At 66.8% G+C, this 13,465-nt stretch carries 13 protein-coding genes and 1 tRNA gene; 11 read left to right on the top strand and 3 right to left on the bottom strand.

Features of this window, described 5'->3' with window-relative positions; genetic code table 11:
• Positions 1–78 precede the first annotated feature (78 nt).
• The 3 genes from LZD57_RS14465 to LZD57_RS14455 all read right to left on the bottom strand — a co-directional run bounded on the left by LZD57_RS14465 (position 79) and on the right by LZD57_RS14455 (position 3,423).
• Positions 79–1,440, bottom strand: a complete 1,362-nt coding sequence (locus tag LZD57_RS14465; RefSeq protein ID WP_233720194.1) for an FAD-binding oxidoreductase — start codon at positions 1,438–1,440, stop codon at positions 79–81.
• Between the two features lie 73 nt (positions 1,441–1,513).
• Complete coding sequence (locus tag LZD57_RS14460; RefSeq protein ID WP_233720193.1) at positions 1,514–2,980, bottom strand: UbiA family prenyltransferase; 1,467 nt, start codon at positions 2,978–2,980, stop codon at positions 1,514–1,516.
• A 173-nt stretch (positions 2,981–3,153) separates the two neighbouring features.
• A complete protein-coding gene (locus LZD57_RS14455; RefSeq protein WP_233720354.1) occupies positions 3,154–3,423 on the bottom strand; it encodes a hypothetical protein in 270 nt (89 codons plus the stop codon).
• Between the two features lie 372 nt (positions 3,424–3,795).
• On the opposite strand from LZD57_RS14455, the gene LZD57_RS14450 reads away from it, so the two are divergent.
• The 11 genes from LZD57_RS14450 (at position 3,796) to LZD57_RS14400 (ending at position 13,257) form a co-directional block, all read left to right on the top strand.
• Positions 3,796–3,870 (top strand) — tRNA-Asn (locus LZD57_RS14450).
• 208 nt (positions 3,871–4,078) lie between these two features.
• Positions 4,079–4,561, top strand: a complete 483-nt coding sequence (locus LZD57_RS14445; protein WP_233720192.1) for a low molecular weight protein-tyrosine-phosphatase — start codon at positions 4,079–4,081, stop codon at positions 4,559–4,561.
• Entirely contained in the window at positions 4,558–5,364 is an 807-nt protein-coding gene (locus LZD57_RS14440) for a fructosamine kinase family protein (RefSeq protein WP_233720191.1), read from the top strand. Before LZD57_RS14445 ends, LZD57_RS14440 begins: the two co-directional genes overlap by 4 nt.
• Before the next feature lie 88 nt (positions 5,365–5,452).
• Entirely contained in the window at positions 5,453–6,283 is an 831-nt protein-coding gene (locus LZD57_RS14435) for a 3-oxoadipate:acetyl-CoA acetyltransferase (RefSeq protein WP_233720190.1), read from the top strand.
• Positions 6,284–6,334: 51 nt separating this feature from the next.
• Positions 6,335–7,183 carry a phosphatase PAP2 family protein gene (locus LZD57_RS14430; RefSeq protein WP_233720189.1) on the top strand — a complete coding sequence of 283 codons (849 nt, stop codon included), beginning with the start codon at positions 6,335–6,337 and terminating at the stop codon, positions 7,181–7,183.
• Between the two features lie 325 nt (positions 7,184–7,508).
• Positions 7,509–8,426: an ABC transporter permease subunit gene (locus tag LZD57_RS14425; RefSeq protein ID WP_233720188.1), complete on the top strand. Its 918-nt coding sequence runs from the start codon at positions 7,509–7,511 to the stop codon at positions 8,424–8,426.
• Between the two features lie 4 nt (positions 8,427–8,430).
• A complete protein-coding gene (gene livM / locus LZD57_RS14420; RefSeq protein ID WP_233720187.1) occupies positions 8,431–9,888 on the top strand; it encodes a high-affinity branched-chain amino acid ABC transporter permease LivM in 1,458 nt (485 codons plus the stop codon).
• The gene (locus tag LZD57_RS14415; RefSeq protein WP_233720186.1) at positions 9,888–10,847 is read left to right on the top strand and encodes an ABC transporter ATP-binding protein; all 960 of its coding nucleotides are present in this window, start codon (positions 9,888–9,890) and stop codon (positions 10,845–10,847) included. Before livM ends, LZD57_RS14415 begins: the two co-directional genes overlap by 1 nt.
• Positions 10,844–11,602: an ABC transporter ATP-binding protein gene (locus LZD57_RS14410; RefSeq protein ID WP_233720185.1), complete on the top strand. Its 759-nt coding sequence runs from the start codon at positions 10,844–10,846 to the stop codon at positions 11,600–11,602. Before LZD57_RS14415 ends, LZD57_RS14410 begins: the two co-directional genes overlap by 4 nt.
• 1 nt (position 11,603) lies before the next feature.
• On the top strand, positions 11,604–11,957 hold the full coding sequence (locus LZD57_RS14405; protein WP_233720184.1) for a DUF6867 family protein: 354 nt from the start codon (positions 11,604–11,606) through the stop codon (positions 11,955–11,957).
• A gap of 142 nt (positions 11,958–12,099) precedes the next feature.
• Positions 12,100–13,257 (top strand): branched-chain amino acid ABC transporter substrate-binding protein, encoded by a 1,158-nt coding sequence (locus LZD57_RS14400; protein WP_233720183.1) that lies wholly within the window; start codon positions 12,100–12,102, stop codon positions 13,255–13,257.
• Positions 13,258–13,465: the final 208 nt, after the last annotated feature.

The following is a 13,465-nucleotide window of genomic DNA, read 5'->3' as shown; positions in this document are numbered from 1 at the left end:
CCGAATTTCGGAAGGCGACTGAACTGACGGAAAGTCATAGCGCCTGAAGTTCAGTGATGGGTTAAGACGCGGTCCGCCTCAGACACCCGCGCCGACTATTCCGCCGGCAATGGTAAAAGAAGTTTCCTTCGAAACGGTCGACTTGTCCGTATCGGCGCTGAAAGCGGCGTCGCCGTCCCGAAGACGCATCGCCGTGCGCCGCCAGAAATCCGACATCATCGCGGGATCGCGCTGTGCCTCCAGCCTCCGCCAGTTGGCAAAACCCGCCGCGAACGTTCCGGCCGACATGCGCGCATCCTTGTAGGGATTGACGGCCCCGCCGGCCCGAAGGGTGATCCGGTCGAGTTCGGCGAGGAGCTTCAGCGTCCTTTCGCCGCGATGGGGAAAATCGAGGGTCAGCGTGTAGCCGGGCCGCGGAAAGCTGGTGAGCCCCGGGCTCTTCAGGTCGCCGAAGCGCTTCAGCACCGTCAGGAACGAGCCGTGGCGATGGCTTTTCGCGCATTCGATCAGCGCCCGCACCACCAGCTCGGCGTCGGCGAAGGGCACGACGCTCTGATGCTGGTGCAGACCGCGCGGACCGTAGAGCCGGTTCCAGCCGCCGATCCGGTCGAGCGGATAGAAGAAGCCGGCGAAGGGGACGGTGCGCTGGTGCGTGCCGGGCTTCGCCTTGCGGAAATAGGCCTCGTTGAACGCTTTCAGGAAGGGACCCGCGAGCGGGCTCACCGGCGGCGTGAACGGAACGCCGGCGAGCTGGCGGGAGGCCTCGCCCGTCCGGTCCCCGGTCTCGGCGTGATCGCCGCAGATGAGGTGGCCGCGGCCGAGACTGCCGCCCCCGGCGAGCGAGTCGATCCAGGCGACGGCATATTCGTGCCGCGCGTCGACTTCCTCGGCGAGCGCGAAATAGTCGGACAACCGGTCGAAACGCGTCGTCGTCTCGACGATCGAGAGCGACGGCACCTTCATCAGCCGGATCGTCGCCCGGCGGATCAGTCCGGTCAGCCCCATGCCGGAAATCGTCGCGGCGAAGAGTTCGGGATTCTCGCTCGGTGAAAGGGTGAGGACGCCGCGGTCGGAGCGCTCCAGCTCGATCGCCTCCACCCAGCGGCCGAACGTGCCGCGGCGATGGTGGTTCTTGCCGTGGATGTCGTTGGCGATCGCCCCGCCGACGGTGACGAATTGCGTGCCGGGCGTGACGGGCAGGAACCAGCCCAGCGGTGCGACGTGGCGGGTGATCTCGCTGAACAGCACGCCCGCCTCGGCCGTCAACAGGCCGGCCTCGGGATCGAAATGGAGGATCCGCGGCGCCCCGCCGATCCGCGCATCGAGAAGGACACCGGCGTCGTTGTGGCAGCTGTCGCCATAGGAACGGCCGTTGCCATAGGGCAGAAAGCCGCCCTCCTCCTCCGCCCGCGCCAGCCATCCGCCGCCCGGAGCGGACATGGCCGCGCGGTCCCGCCGCTTCAGCCGGCCCCAGCTGTCGTGGCCGCCGTCTTCGTTCCGGATGTTCGAAGCGTCACGCATAGGCGGCCAGGAGGAACATCAGGCCGCCGATGGCGATCATCATCTGGCTGCGCCAGTCCTGCAGGATGAACACCACCGGATCGTCGTGCATCTGGTTGCGGCGGGCGAGGACCCAGATCCTGACGATGAGGTAGAGAAGGATCGGACAGAGCGGCCAGACGAGCCACGGCACGTTGTAGTGGGTCAGCACTTCCGGGCTGTTGATGTAGAGCGCCAGCACCATCACCGCGGCAAAGCCCGAGGTCATGCCGGCCTGCGCCAGGGTTTCCAGATCGGCGTCGACGTAGCCGCGGCCGGTCTTGGATCGCTCGGCGCCGGTGCCGAAATCCATCAGCTCGGTGTAGCGCTTCACCAAAGCGAGAGACAGGAAGAAGAACAGCGAGAAGGCGAGCAGCCAGAACGAGACTGAGACGTCGGTCGCCGCGACGCCGGCCATGATGCGGGTGGTATAGAGCCCCGCCAGCGTCAGGACGTCGATCAGGAGCATGCGCTTGATGAACAGCGAATAGGCGGTCGTCGCGACCAGATAGCCGGCGAGGACGCCGAGGAACGCCCAGGGCAGGAGCAGGCTGAGCAGCAGGGACGCGCCGAACAGCCCGCCCGCGAGCTTCAGCCCGTCCGGGATCTTCAACGTGCCGCTTGCGAAGGGCCGATTGCGCTTGGTCTTGTGCTTGCGATCGGCGGTGAGGTCGACGAGGTCGTTGAGGATGTAGACGGCCGAGGCCGCGAAAGAAAAGGCGAAGAAGGCGGCCAGAGCCTCGAACAGCATGCCGAAGTTGAGGAACTCGTGGGTGAGCACCATCGGCACGAAGATCAGCACGTTCTTCGCCCATTGATGCGGCCGCATCGCCTTGAGGGCCGCCCTCGCCGGATCGCCGCCGGCGGTGATCAGGTCTGCGCCGCTCTTCTGCTGCCACCTGCGCGCCACCCGGTCCGGAGCGACGACCGTCGCCTCGGCGGCGGCGTCGAGAAGACAGATGTCGTCGTGGGAATTGCCGAAATAGTCGAAACCGTCCTCGCCGCAGGTGGCGACGATGCGCTCGAGCTTGCGGCTGGAGGTGAGGTTGACGTCGTCGCAGGAGGCCATGACCTCGTCGAACAGGCCGAGATGATCGGCGACCGCATGGGCGAGCCGTTCGTTCGAACCGGTGGCGAGCACGATGCGCCGGCCATCCGCCTTCGCCCGGCGCAGCGCCGCGACGACCTCTTCGCGATAGGGCAGCAGCGCCGCGTCGAACTCGATGCCGCCGGCGAGCCCCGCCTTCAGCCGCGCCTTGCCCTCCGCCCGCCAGCCGAAGACGTGGCGCAGCCGTGCCGGCGACTGCCGTGCCGTGAGAAACAGCGTCTCCCACAACAGATCGGTCTTGATCAGCGTGCCGTCGAGATCGACGAAGATCGGACGGTCTTTCTGGTCGACGCGCGCGTCCAATGAACTGTCTCCCATTCGCAGGCGAGACATCGTCCCGGCTCCTGTCTTTGAGCCATTCTGGACGCTTACGGTTTCGAGGTCGTTGAAGCCGCCGCTACGGCAAGCGATTCGCGGGATCTATCGCCGGCCGTGGCAAACGAAGGGTGAAGAAAGCGCAACCATTTCGAGGCACGGCCGAGCCCGTACGAGCCCTGCGGCGGAGATCAGCCGTTCCCACCCTCGGCGTTACCGCCATGCGCGGCGTCGGCGCGACGCGCCTTGCGCGTCTTGCGCCACTTTGCGAACCGGACCTCGCCGCGCCGCCGCCAGCGCCGGACCAACGGCGAATCGACCGACAGGACGAAGAGACCGAGCGGTAGCATCCAGAAGCCCAGGACCGGCAGGAAGCCGAGGACGCCGCCGCCGACCAAGGAAGCGCCGAGCGCGATGCGCCATGGGCGGGAGGCCGGCAGCGGCACCTGCCGGCCGAACAGTCTGAGCCGCGGACGCGGTTTCGGAGCCGCCGCATCGTCGGCGGACGCCCCACCGTCGGACGCCTCCCCGGCAGGGGCCGAACGCCCGCCGGAGAGAGGCCGGTCGACATCGTCCGAACCACCCTTCGTCCCGCCCGGGCGCCGCGCGCCGCTCGACGTCATGATCATTCGTCGTCTCCGATGGATCGCCGGACCCGTTCGGGCGAAGATGGGCAGGCCGTGGAGCGCCGGCAATCTTCGCACCTTCGGCTTCGGCTCGGCTGGGCAGTCGCCGGACGACCTTCTCACGGTCACGATGCGCTTTTTTGCATCGAAGGCTTGGCAAAGCCCGAATGGCTTTGCTATAGGCCGCGTCAACGTCGTCAGGCGTATTCCCCGGTAGCTCAGTGGTAGAGCACTCGACTGTTAATCGATCGGTCGCTGGTTCGAATCCGGCCCGGGGAGCCACATCCCAGATTTTTCGACCTTCACCATCGGCCCGGCGTCGACGCCGGTCTGGTTGCGTTCGCCGCCGATGGGACACGGTCCGCGTCACCGGCTGCGTGAATGATGGCGGCCCGCGTGAAGGCATCGCGCTCCGGTTTGCCGATCGGCCCTCCCGCCCCACCTCTTTCCTCCGAACGATCGAACCCCGCCGTTCCCGGATGGAGCCGTCATGAGCGTGACCCCCGCCGTCCTCTTCGTCTGCCTCGGCAACATCTGCCGGTCGCCGCTCGCCGAGGCCGCCTTCAGGGCTGCGGCCGAGCGGGAGGGGCTGGACGTCCACGTCGAATCGGCCGGGCTCGGCCACTGGCATCTCGGCTATCCGCCGGATCCGCGCGCCCAGGCGGTGGCGCGCAGGAACGGCATCGAGATCGGCGAACGCCAGGCTCGGCTCGTGACGCAAGAAGATTTCGATCGCTTCGATCACGTCATCGGCCTCGACGCCGAGAATCTCGCCGGGCTGCGCCGCCTCGCCCCGCCCGACGGCAGGGCCGAAGTGAGCCTTCTCCTCGACCACGTCCCCGGCCGCGAGGGCCAGTCGGTCACCGACCCCTATTACGAAGAGGACTCGGCCTTCGACGACGCCTGGCGCGACGCCTGCGCGGGCGCCGATGCGCTGGTCGCAAGGCTCAAGGCCGAAGCGGCGGGAAGATGAGCGCCCTGGCCGAACGGGCGGCGGGTCTTCTCGGCGGCAAGCTCGCGAGCGCGGCGGATTTCGCCGGCGGCTCGCTGTCCAGCGTCGAATTCGTGCGGCTCGAGGACGGTCGCGAGATGCTGGTGAAGTCCGGCCCCTCGCCCAAGGCCGAGGCGCGGATGCTCCGCGCGATCCGGGCGGCGGGCGTGCCTGCGCCGGAGGTCTTCGCCGCCGACGACGCGGTGCTGGCGATCGAGCGGCTTGCGGACGACGGCGGGCTCTCGACCGCCTGGGCGGATCTCGGCCGGGTCGTCCGCAAACTCCACGAGACGACGGGCGAGGCCTATGGCTGGCCGGACGACTACGCCTTCGGCAGACTGGCGATCGGCAATGCCTCCTCCGACGACTGGCCGCGCTTTTATGCCGAAAACCGGCTGCTCGCAGCGGCCCGCGGCACCGGAGCCGATGTCGAGCGGCGGGTCGAGGCCCTGTGCGGAAGGCTCGGCGACCTGTTGCCGAGCCGGCCGAAGCCGTCCCTTCTCCATGGCGACCTGTGGAGCGGCAACGTCCTCGCCTCGAACGGCCGGATCTCCGGCCTGATCGACCCGGCCTGCTACCATGGCGACGGCGAGGTCGACCTCGCCATGCTCGGCCTCTTCGCCAGCCCGACGAGTGCGTTCTTCGACGCCTACGGCCCGCTCGCCGCCGGCCACCGCGAGCGGGCGCCCGTCTATACGCTCTGGCCGGCGCTGGTTCATCTCAACCTCTTCGGCCCCGGCTATCGCGGCATGGTCGAGGGCTGTCTGGCAAAGGCCGGCTTTTGAGGCCGCACGCCCTCCCCGGGTGGCTGCTTCGCCACGTCGCGCCCGCTCCAGTCTTTTCCTTCCCCGCGACGAGGCCAGTTACCGAGGGATGAGTCAGCCCTGCATCATCACCGTCGCCATCACCGGATCCCTGCCGACGAAGGCGAACAACCCGGCGGTGCCGATCACCATCGCCGAACAGATCGAATCGACCCACGAAGCTTTCGAGGCCGGGGCGAGCCTCGTCCACTGCCACGTCCGGAACGCCGACGAAACGCCCTCTTCCGATCCGGAAAAATTCGCCCGGTTGATGGAGGGAGTGCGCAGGCACTGCCCCGGCATGATCGTACAGGTCTCGACGGGCGGGCGCTCCGGCAACGGCCGGGAGCGCGGCAGCATGTTGTCTTTGAGGCCCGACATGGCCTCGCTGTCCACCGGCTCCGTCAACTTCCCCACCCGCGTCTACGAAAACGCGCCCGACCTCGTCGACTGGCTGGCCGCGGAGATGCTGAGATACGGCGTCAAGCCGGAGATCGAGGCCTTCGACCTGTCGATGATCTTCCAGGCCGCCGCGATGGCGAAGGACGGCCGCATCGCCGGGCCGCTGCACGTCCAGTTCGTCATGGGCGTCAAGAACGCCATGCCGGCGGATCGGGAGAGCTTCGCCTTCTTCGCCGGGACGCTGAAGCGCCTTGCCCCGGACGCCACCTTCACCGGCGCGGGCATCGGCCGCCACCAGACGACGGTGATCGACTGGAGCCTCGAGGAAGGCGGCCATTGCCGGACCGGGCTCGAAGACAACGTCCGCCTGTCCCGCGCCGAACTGGCGCCCTCCAACGCCGCACTGGTGCGCCTTGCCGTCGAGCGATGCGAGCGCCGTGGCCGGCGGGTCGCGACGCCCGCCGAAGCGCGGCGGCTGCTGTCTCTTCCCGCTGCCTGAGACGGTCGGCGCCTTGTCCTTCATCCCCCTTCACCCGATGGCGCATTCTTCATGATCGACACTCGCGACGCCACCCGGCGGCTCCGCCGGCTCTCCCTCTGGCTCTGGCAGAAGGTCGAGATCTGGACGCTCATCGGCGCTCTCGTCACGGCCGGGGCGATCTGGGCCTTCGTTTCCATCGCCGGCGAGGTGGTCGAGGGCGACACCAAGGGCCTCGACCGCGAAATCCTTCTGGCCTTGCGCTCCAGCACCGACGTTTCCGATCCGATCGGCCCGCGCTGGGTGGAGGAATTCGGCCGCGACGTCACCGCCCTCGGCGGCACCGGCATCCTGATCATGCTGACGACCTTCGTCGCGATCTATCTGTGGATCTCGGCCAAGCGCCGATCGATGGTGATGGTCGTGGCGGCGATCGCCAGCGGGTTCCTGATGGGCCAGATCCTCAAGCGCACCTTCGACAGGCCGCGCCCCGATCTCGTTCCCCACGGCGACTACGTCTATACGGCGAGCTTTCCGAGCGGCCACGCGATGATGTCGGCGGTCACCTATCTGACCCTCGGCATCCTGCTCGCCCGCGTCGAGCCGCGCCGCCGGGTGCGCGCATTCCTGCTCGGGCTCGCGGTCTTCCTGACGATGATCATCGGCATCAGCCGCGTCTATCTCGGCGTCCACTGGCCGTCGGACGTGCTCGCGGGCTGGACGGCGGGCGCCGCCTGGGCGCTGATGTGGTGGCTGCTCGCGACATGGCTCGAAAGCCGGGGCGCCGTCGAGCCGAGCCCGCAGGAGGTCGCCGGACCGGAGGTCATCGGCCTCGTTCGGGCGAAGGAGCGCACGGCAATCGAGCGGGATCGCGCCAGCCGCCAGAGCAAGGCGCAAGGCCGTGATTCGCCCTCGCCCTGACGGCGGGGCCTCGCCCGGAGGCACATTTTCACGCCCGTCCGATAAGACTTTCGTCTCATGACGTGACGGGAGCGGTCGCCTGATCCGCGGCCGCCTCCGCCACCTCGGACGCACCCGCCCGTCGATCGGGCCGAAGTGCGACGGGAAAACCGCCGCATCGTCCGCTTCAGGACGCCGCCGCCCGGCACGCGGCGAAGACTTTTTTCACGGGCGTGGCTTGCCACGGCCGTCCCTGCTATGGAATTCATCATGCACACGGACGCGGCGCACCTCGAAACGACGCCGCGCCGATCCTGACCAAAAAGAACCGGCACAAAGGCGGTCGATGGAATATTTTCTGCAGCAGTTGATCAACGGGGTCACCCTCGGATCGATCTACGGATTGATCGCCATCGGCTATACGATGGTCTACGGCATCATCGGCATGATCAATTTCGCCCATGGCGAGATCTTCATGATCGGCTCCTTCATCGCGCTCGCGGTGTTTCTCGCCCTGGCGGCGATCGGGATCACCTTCCTGCCCCTCGTGCTTCTGCTCATGGTCGTCGTCGCGATGCTCTGCACGGCGGCCTGGGGCTGGACGATCGAGCGCGTCGCCTACCGGCCGCTGCGGGGGTCGTTCCGCCTCGCGCCGCTGATCACCGCGATCGGCATGTCGATCTTTCTGCAGAACTTCGTCCAGGTGACGCAGGGCGCCCGCGTCAAGCCGCTGCCGCCGCAGATCCAGGGCGGCATCACCCTGATGGATTCGCCGAGCGGCATCGTCGTCCAGATTTCCTGGATCCAGATCATCATCATCCTGATGACCGTCGTCCTGATGGCGGGCTTCTCCCTCCTGATTTCCAAGACTTCGCTCGGCCGCCAGCAGCGCGCCTGCGAACAGGACCGGAAGATGGCCTCGCTGCTCGGCGTCAACGTCGACCGGACGATCTCGCTGACCTTCGTCATGGGCGCCGGCCTCGCCGCCGTCGCCGGCATGATGTTCCTGCTCTATTACGGCGTCATCGACTTCTACATCGGCTTCATCGCCGGGGTGAAAGCCTTCACCGCGGCCGTGCTCGGCGGCATCGGGTCGCTTCCCGGCGCGATGCTCGGCGGCCTTGCCATCGGCCTCATCGAGACCTTCTGGTCCGGCTACTTCTCGGTCGAGTACAAGGACGTCGCGGCGTTCTCGATCCTCGCCGTCGTCCTGATCTTCATGCCCTCCGGCCTGCTCGGCCGGCCCGAGGTCGAGAAGGTCTGATCCGATGGCAAATACCACCACTTCCGCCAGCGCCGACCGACCGGAAGGCGCAGAGCGGCTGTCCGAGGATCGTCGCGAGGCGATGCGGGGCGAGCCGCCCTTCGTCGAGGCGCCGAGCGAGGACACCCGCCTCGTCCGGGCTCTGAAGGAAGCCGGCGTCACCGCCGGGCTCGTCGCCGTCCTGACGCTGTTCTTCTTCTTGTTCCGGACCGACATCGCCGTCGGCGGTCTCGATCTGTCGCTCGATCCCAAGAGCTGGATCATCGCCATCGCGATCGCCTTCGCCGGTCGGTTCCTGCTCACCTACTTCGTCTTCGGAGGCGAGCGACCGACGGTCGGCGGCTGGAAGAAGGTGGCGGCGAAGACCGCCCGCTGGCCGATCGGCAAGGTGATCGGCGTCGTCCTCCTCCTCGTCGCGCTGACGCTGCCCTTCCTCCTGATGACGCTGCTGCCGAGCCAGGACCGCTATCTCCTCGATCTGTCGATCCTGATCCTCACCTATGTGATGCTCGGCTGGGGGCTCAACATCGTCGTCGGCCTCGCCGGCCTGCTCGATCTCGGCTACGTCGCCTTCTATGCGGTCGGCGCCTATTCCTTCGCGCTTCTGGCGACGAATTTCGATCTCGGCTTCTGGATCTGCCTGCCGATGGCGGGGCTGTTCGCGGCGCTCTGGGGCGTCATGCTCGGCTTTCCGGTCCTGCGGCTTCGCGGCGACTATCTCGCCATCGTGACGCTGGCCTTCGGCGAGATCATCCGGGTGGTCCTCCTCAACTGGTACGACTTCACCGGCGGTCCCAACGGCATTCTCGGCATTCCGAAGCCGACGCTCTTCGGCCTTGAGTTTTCCCGCGGCGAAGGGTCCTTTTCGGACTTCTTCGGCCTGGAATATTCCTCGATCCAGCGCTTCGTCTTCCTCTACTACATCATCCTGGCGCTGGCGCTTCTGACCAACTTCGTGACGATGCGCATGCGCAAGCTGCCCGTCGGCCGGGCCTGGGAAGCGCTGCGCGAAGACGAGATCGCCTGCCGCTCCCTCGGCATCAACACGGTCAACGTCAAGCTGACGGCGTTCGCCACCGGTGCGATGTTCGGCGGCTTCGCCGGCTCGTTCTTCGCCACCCGCCAGGGCTTCATCTCGCCCGAGAGCTTCACCTTCATCGAGTCGGCGATCATCCTCGCCATCGTCGTTCTCGGTGGCCTCGGCTCGCAGCTCGGCGTCGTCATCGCCTCGGTGGTGATGATCGGCGGCATCGAGCTCCTGCGAAACCTCACCGGGCTCCAGGCGATCTTCGGCGCCGGCTTCGATCCCACCCAGTACCGCATGCTGATCTTCGGTCTCGCCATGGTGCTGATCATGGTCTGGAAGCCGCGCGGCCTCGTCTCGACCCGAACGCCCTCGGCCATCTACAAGGAAAAGAAGACGATCGGCGCCGATCTCGTCGCTCAGGGCGAGGGTCACTGATGAACCAGCAGAATCGCAACTGGACGACCGATCCGGTCCTTTCGGTCGAGCATCTGACGATGCGCTTCGGCGGCCTCCTCGCCGTCGACGACCTGTCCTTCGACGTCGGCCGCGGCGACATCACCGCCCTCATCGGCCCGAACGGCGCCGGCAAGACCACCGTCTTCAACTGCGTCACCGGCTTCTACAAGCCGACCGAGGGGCGGATCGCCCTGCGCCGGGAGGGCAGCGTCTCCGACGCAGCGCTCGCCGAACTGACGCGAGGCGGCCAACAATACCGCCGGGCCGACGACGGCTCGGTCTTCCTCCTCGAGCGCATGGCCGACTTCAAGATCACCGAGATCGCCGGCGTCGCCCGCACCTTCCAGAACATCCGCCTGTTCGGCGGCATGACGGCGCTGGAAAACCTGCTCGTCGCCCAGCACAACGAGCTGATGCGCGCCTCCGGCTACACGATCGGCGGGCTGCTCGGCCTTCCCGGTTATCGCCGCGCCGCCGAGGCCGCCAAGGAGAAGGCCGTCGAGTGGCTGCGCCGCGTCGACCTTCTCGACCGTGCCGACGATCCGGCCGCCGATCTGCCCTATGGCGCCCAGCGCCGGCTGGAGATCGCCCGGGCGCTCTGCACCAACCCGGTGCTTCTGTGCCTCGACGAGCCGGCTGCCGGCCTCAATCCGCGCGAGTCGGCCGAACTCAACACGCTGCTCAAATACATCCGCGACGAGCACGGCGTTTCGGTGCTCCTGATCGAGCACGACATGGGCGTCGTCATGGAGATCTCCGACCACGTCATCGTGCTCGACTACGGCAAGAAGATTTCCGACGGCACGGCGAGCGAGGTGCGCAACGATGCGAAGGTCATCGCCGCCTATCTCGGCGTCGACGACGAGGAAGTCGACGAGGTGGAGCGCGATCTCGACGTGAAGACCGCTCACACCCCCGCCCCGGGAGGTGCCCTGTGAGCGCCATACGACAGACGGAGACTCGCCCCGCCACCGACACCCTGCTTTCGGTGCGCGGCGTCGAGACCTTCTACGGCAAGATCCAGGCCCTGCGCGGCGTCGACATCGAGGTCCATCGCGGCGAGATCGTCACCCTCATCGGGGCGAACGGCGCCGGCAAGTCGACGCTGATGATGACCATCTGCGGCAATCCGCAGGCCCGCTCGGGCCAGATCGTCTACAACGGCCAGGACATCACCAACCTGCCGACCCACGACATCATGTCGATGTCGATCGCCCAGTCGCCGGAAGGCCGTCGCATCTTCCCGCGCATGACGGTGATCGAAAATCTCCAGATGGGCGCGATCCTCGAGGACGAGGCGAATTTCGACGAGGACCTGCGCAAGGTCTTCACGCTGTTCCCCCGCCTGAAGGAGCGCCGCGGCCAGCGCGGCGGCACGCTGTCGGGCGGCGAACAGCAGATGCTGGCGATCGGCCGCGCCCTGATGAGCCGCCCGAAGCTGCTTCTCCTCGACGAGCCCTCGCTCGGCCTCGCGCCCCTCGTCGTCAAGCAGATCTTCGAGGCGATCCGCGAACTCAACACCAACGAGGGCCTCACCGTCTTCCTCGTCGAGCAGAACGCCTTCCATGCCCTGCGTCTCGCCCATCGCGGCTACGTCATGGTCAACGGCTCGATCACCATGTCCGGCACGGGCCGGGAACTCCTCGCCCGGGAAGAGGTCCGCAGCGCCTATCTCGAAGGGGGAGCACACTGACATGACGCCGGAAATGGGCCTCGTCTGGGAAGTCACCTTCTGGGAATTCCTCTTCGTCACCGTCATTCTCGGCGGTGGCGGCGCTTGGATGGTCGGCCGGTCGACCGCTCTCACCTGGAGCGGCTGGGGTCTCCTCGCCTTCTACATCGTGCTGTTGGCGCTGGCCGTCCGCTTCATCCATTTCGCACTGTTCAACGGCTCGTTTCTGTTGCCGGCGTCGACCTTCGGCGTCGGCCTCTACTACGGCATCGTCGATTACGTCGTTCTGTTCGCCATTGCCGCTTGCGGCCGTGTCTTCGTGCGGAACCAGCAGATGGCGCGACAATACGGCTTTCTGCAGCGGCAATCGGCCTGAGGCGGGAAAAGCTGTCGACATGCGGCCCGTTTCTGCTTCCATAGCGAGGAGATCCGGGCTTTAATCCCCGTCAGGTAGGGGGAGATTTGCTACCTGCTGCGGCGCTCGCGTCGCAGAAACGATCAACACAGGGAAGGTTCGTATGAAGAAGGCACTTCTTGCAGGCGCAGCGCTCAATCTCGTTTTCGCGAGCGCAGCCTTTGCCGACATCACGATCGGCGTCGCCGGCCCGATGACGGGCCAGTATGCGAGCTTCGGCCAGCAGTTGAAGATCGGCGCCGAACAGGCGGTCAAGGACATCAACGAGAAGGGCGGCGTCAACGGCGAGATGCTGAAGCTCTCGGTCGGCGACGATGCCTGCGATCCGAAGCAGGCCGTCGCCGTCGCCAACAATTTCGCCTCCGAGGGCGTCTCGTTCGTCGCCGGCCACTTCTGCTCGGGCTCCTCGATCCCGGCCAGCCAGGTCTATGCCGACGAGCAGATCGTCGAGATCTCGCCGGCCTCGACCAATCCGGACTTCACCGACAAGCGTCCCGGCGAAGGCATCTTCCGCGTCTGTGGCCGCGACGACCAGCAGGGCGAAGTCGCCGGCGCCTACATCTACGAGAACTTCCCGGACGCCAAGGTCGCGATCATCAACGACAAGACGGCCTATGGTAAGGGCCTGGCCGATCAGACCCAGAAGTATTACGAGGAAGCCGGCGGCAAGCCGGTTCTCGTCGAGGCCTACACCGCCGGCGAGAAGGACTACACCTCGCTCGTCACCAAGATGAAGCAGGCGGGCGTCACCCTCGTCTACATCGGCGGCTACCACACCGAAGCCGGCCTGATGGCGCGCCAGATGCGCGAGCAGGGCATGGACACGACGATCATGTCCGGCGACGCGCTGGTCACCGACGAATACTGGGCGATCACCGGCGACGCCGGCGAAGGCACCTTGATGACCTTCTCGCCCGACCCGCGCAAGAACGAGGCGGCCAAGCCGGTCGTCGACGCGCTCGAGGCCGAGGGCAAGACCGCCGAGGGCTACGTCCTCTACACCTACGCCGCGATCCAGGCCTGGGCCGACGCCGTCGATAAGGCCGGCTCGACCGACTTCGACCCGGTCGTCAAGGCGCTCGACGAAGGCACCTTCGACACCGTGATCGGCGACCTCTCCTTCGACGACAAGGGCGACGTCACGCTGCCCGGCTACGTCGTCTACGAGTGGAAGGACGGCAAGTACGACTACGTCGAGTCGGCCGACGCCGGCGGGATGATGAAGGACGACGCCATGGGCACGGAAAAGAAGAGCAACTGATCGCACGCCACGCGATTTCGCAGCGCCGGACGACCCGGCGCTGCGGTTCTGCCTGAGATGTCCGCAAGACCGAGGCGACGATTTCGCTGATCTCGACCGAGGCAGCGGAGCTGGTTGTCCGTGAAGAAGGCTCCCTAAGCGGCGGCGGCGGTTTGGCGGGTGCCGAATAGGCTGATGATCGCGGCCTGGATGAAGGCGACAAAAAGCT

The sequence above is a fragment of the Jiella avicenniae genome, from assembly GCF_021390325.1.
Taxonomy (GTDB): domain Bacteria; phylum Pseudomonadota; class Alphaproteobacteria; order Rhizobiales; family Rhizobiaceae; genus Jiella; species Jiella avicenniae.
The sequence above is the reverse complement of the archived record's forward strand: the minus strand, read 5'-3'. Positions and strand labels throughout refer to the sequence as shown.

Coding starts and splice junctions, on each gene's coding strand:
- LZD57_RS14460 (WP_233720193.1), bottom strand. CDS start 2,980: ATGTCTCGCCTGCGAATGGGAGACAGTTCATTGGACGCGCGCGTCGAC.
- LZD57_RS14440 (WP_233720191.1), top strand. CDS start 4,558: ATGAGCGCCCTGGCCGAACGGGCGGCGGGTCTTCTCGGCGGCAAGCTC.
- LZD57_RS14430 (WP_233720189.1), top strand. CDS start 6,335: ATGATCGACACTCGCGACGCCACCCGGCGGCTCCGCCGGCTCTCCCTC.
- LZD57_RS14435 (WP_233720190.1), top strand. CDS start 5,453: ATGAGTCAGCCCTGCATCATCACCGTCGCCATCACCGGATCCCTGCCG.
- livM (WP_233720187.1), top strand. CDS start 8,431: ATGGCAAATACCACCACTTCCGCCAGCGCCGACCGACCGGAAGGCGCA.
- LZD57_RS14465 (WP_233720194.1), bottom strand. CDS start 1,440: ATGTCCGCTCCGGGCGGCGGATGGCTGGCGCGGGCGGAGGAGGAGGGC.
- LZD57_RS14445 (WP_233720192.1), top strand. CDS start 4,079: ATGAGCGTGACCCCCGCCGTCCTCTTCGTCTGCCTCGGCAACATCTGC.
- LZD57_RS14425 (WP_233720188.1), top strand. CDS start 7,509: ATGGAATATTTTCTGCAGCAGTTGATCAACGGGGTCACCCTCGGATCG.
- LZD57_RS14400 (WP_233720183.1), top strand. CDS start 12,100: ATGAAGAAGGCACTTCTTGCAGGCGCAGCGCTCAATCTCGTTTTCGCG.
- LZD57_RS14415 (WP_233720186.1), top strand. CDS start 9,888: ATGAACCAGCAGAATCGCAACTGGACGACCGATCCGGTCCTTTCGGTC.
- LZD57_RS14405 (WP_233720184.1), top strand. CDS start 11,604: ATGACGCCGGAAATGGGCCTCGTCTGGGAAGTCACCTTCTGGGAATTC.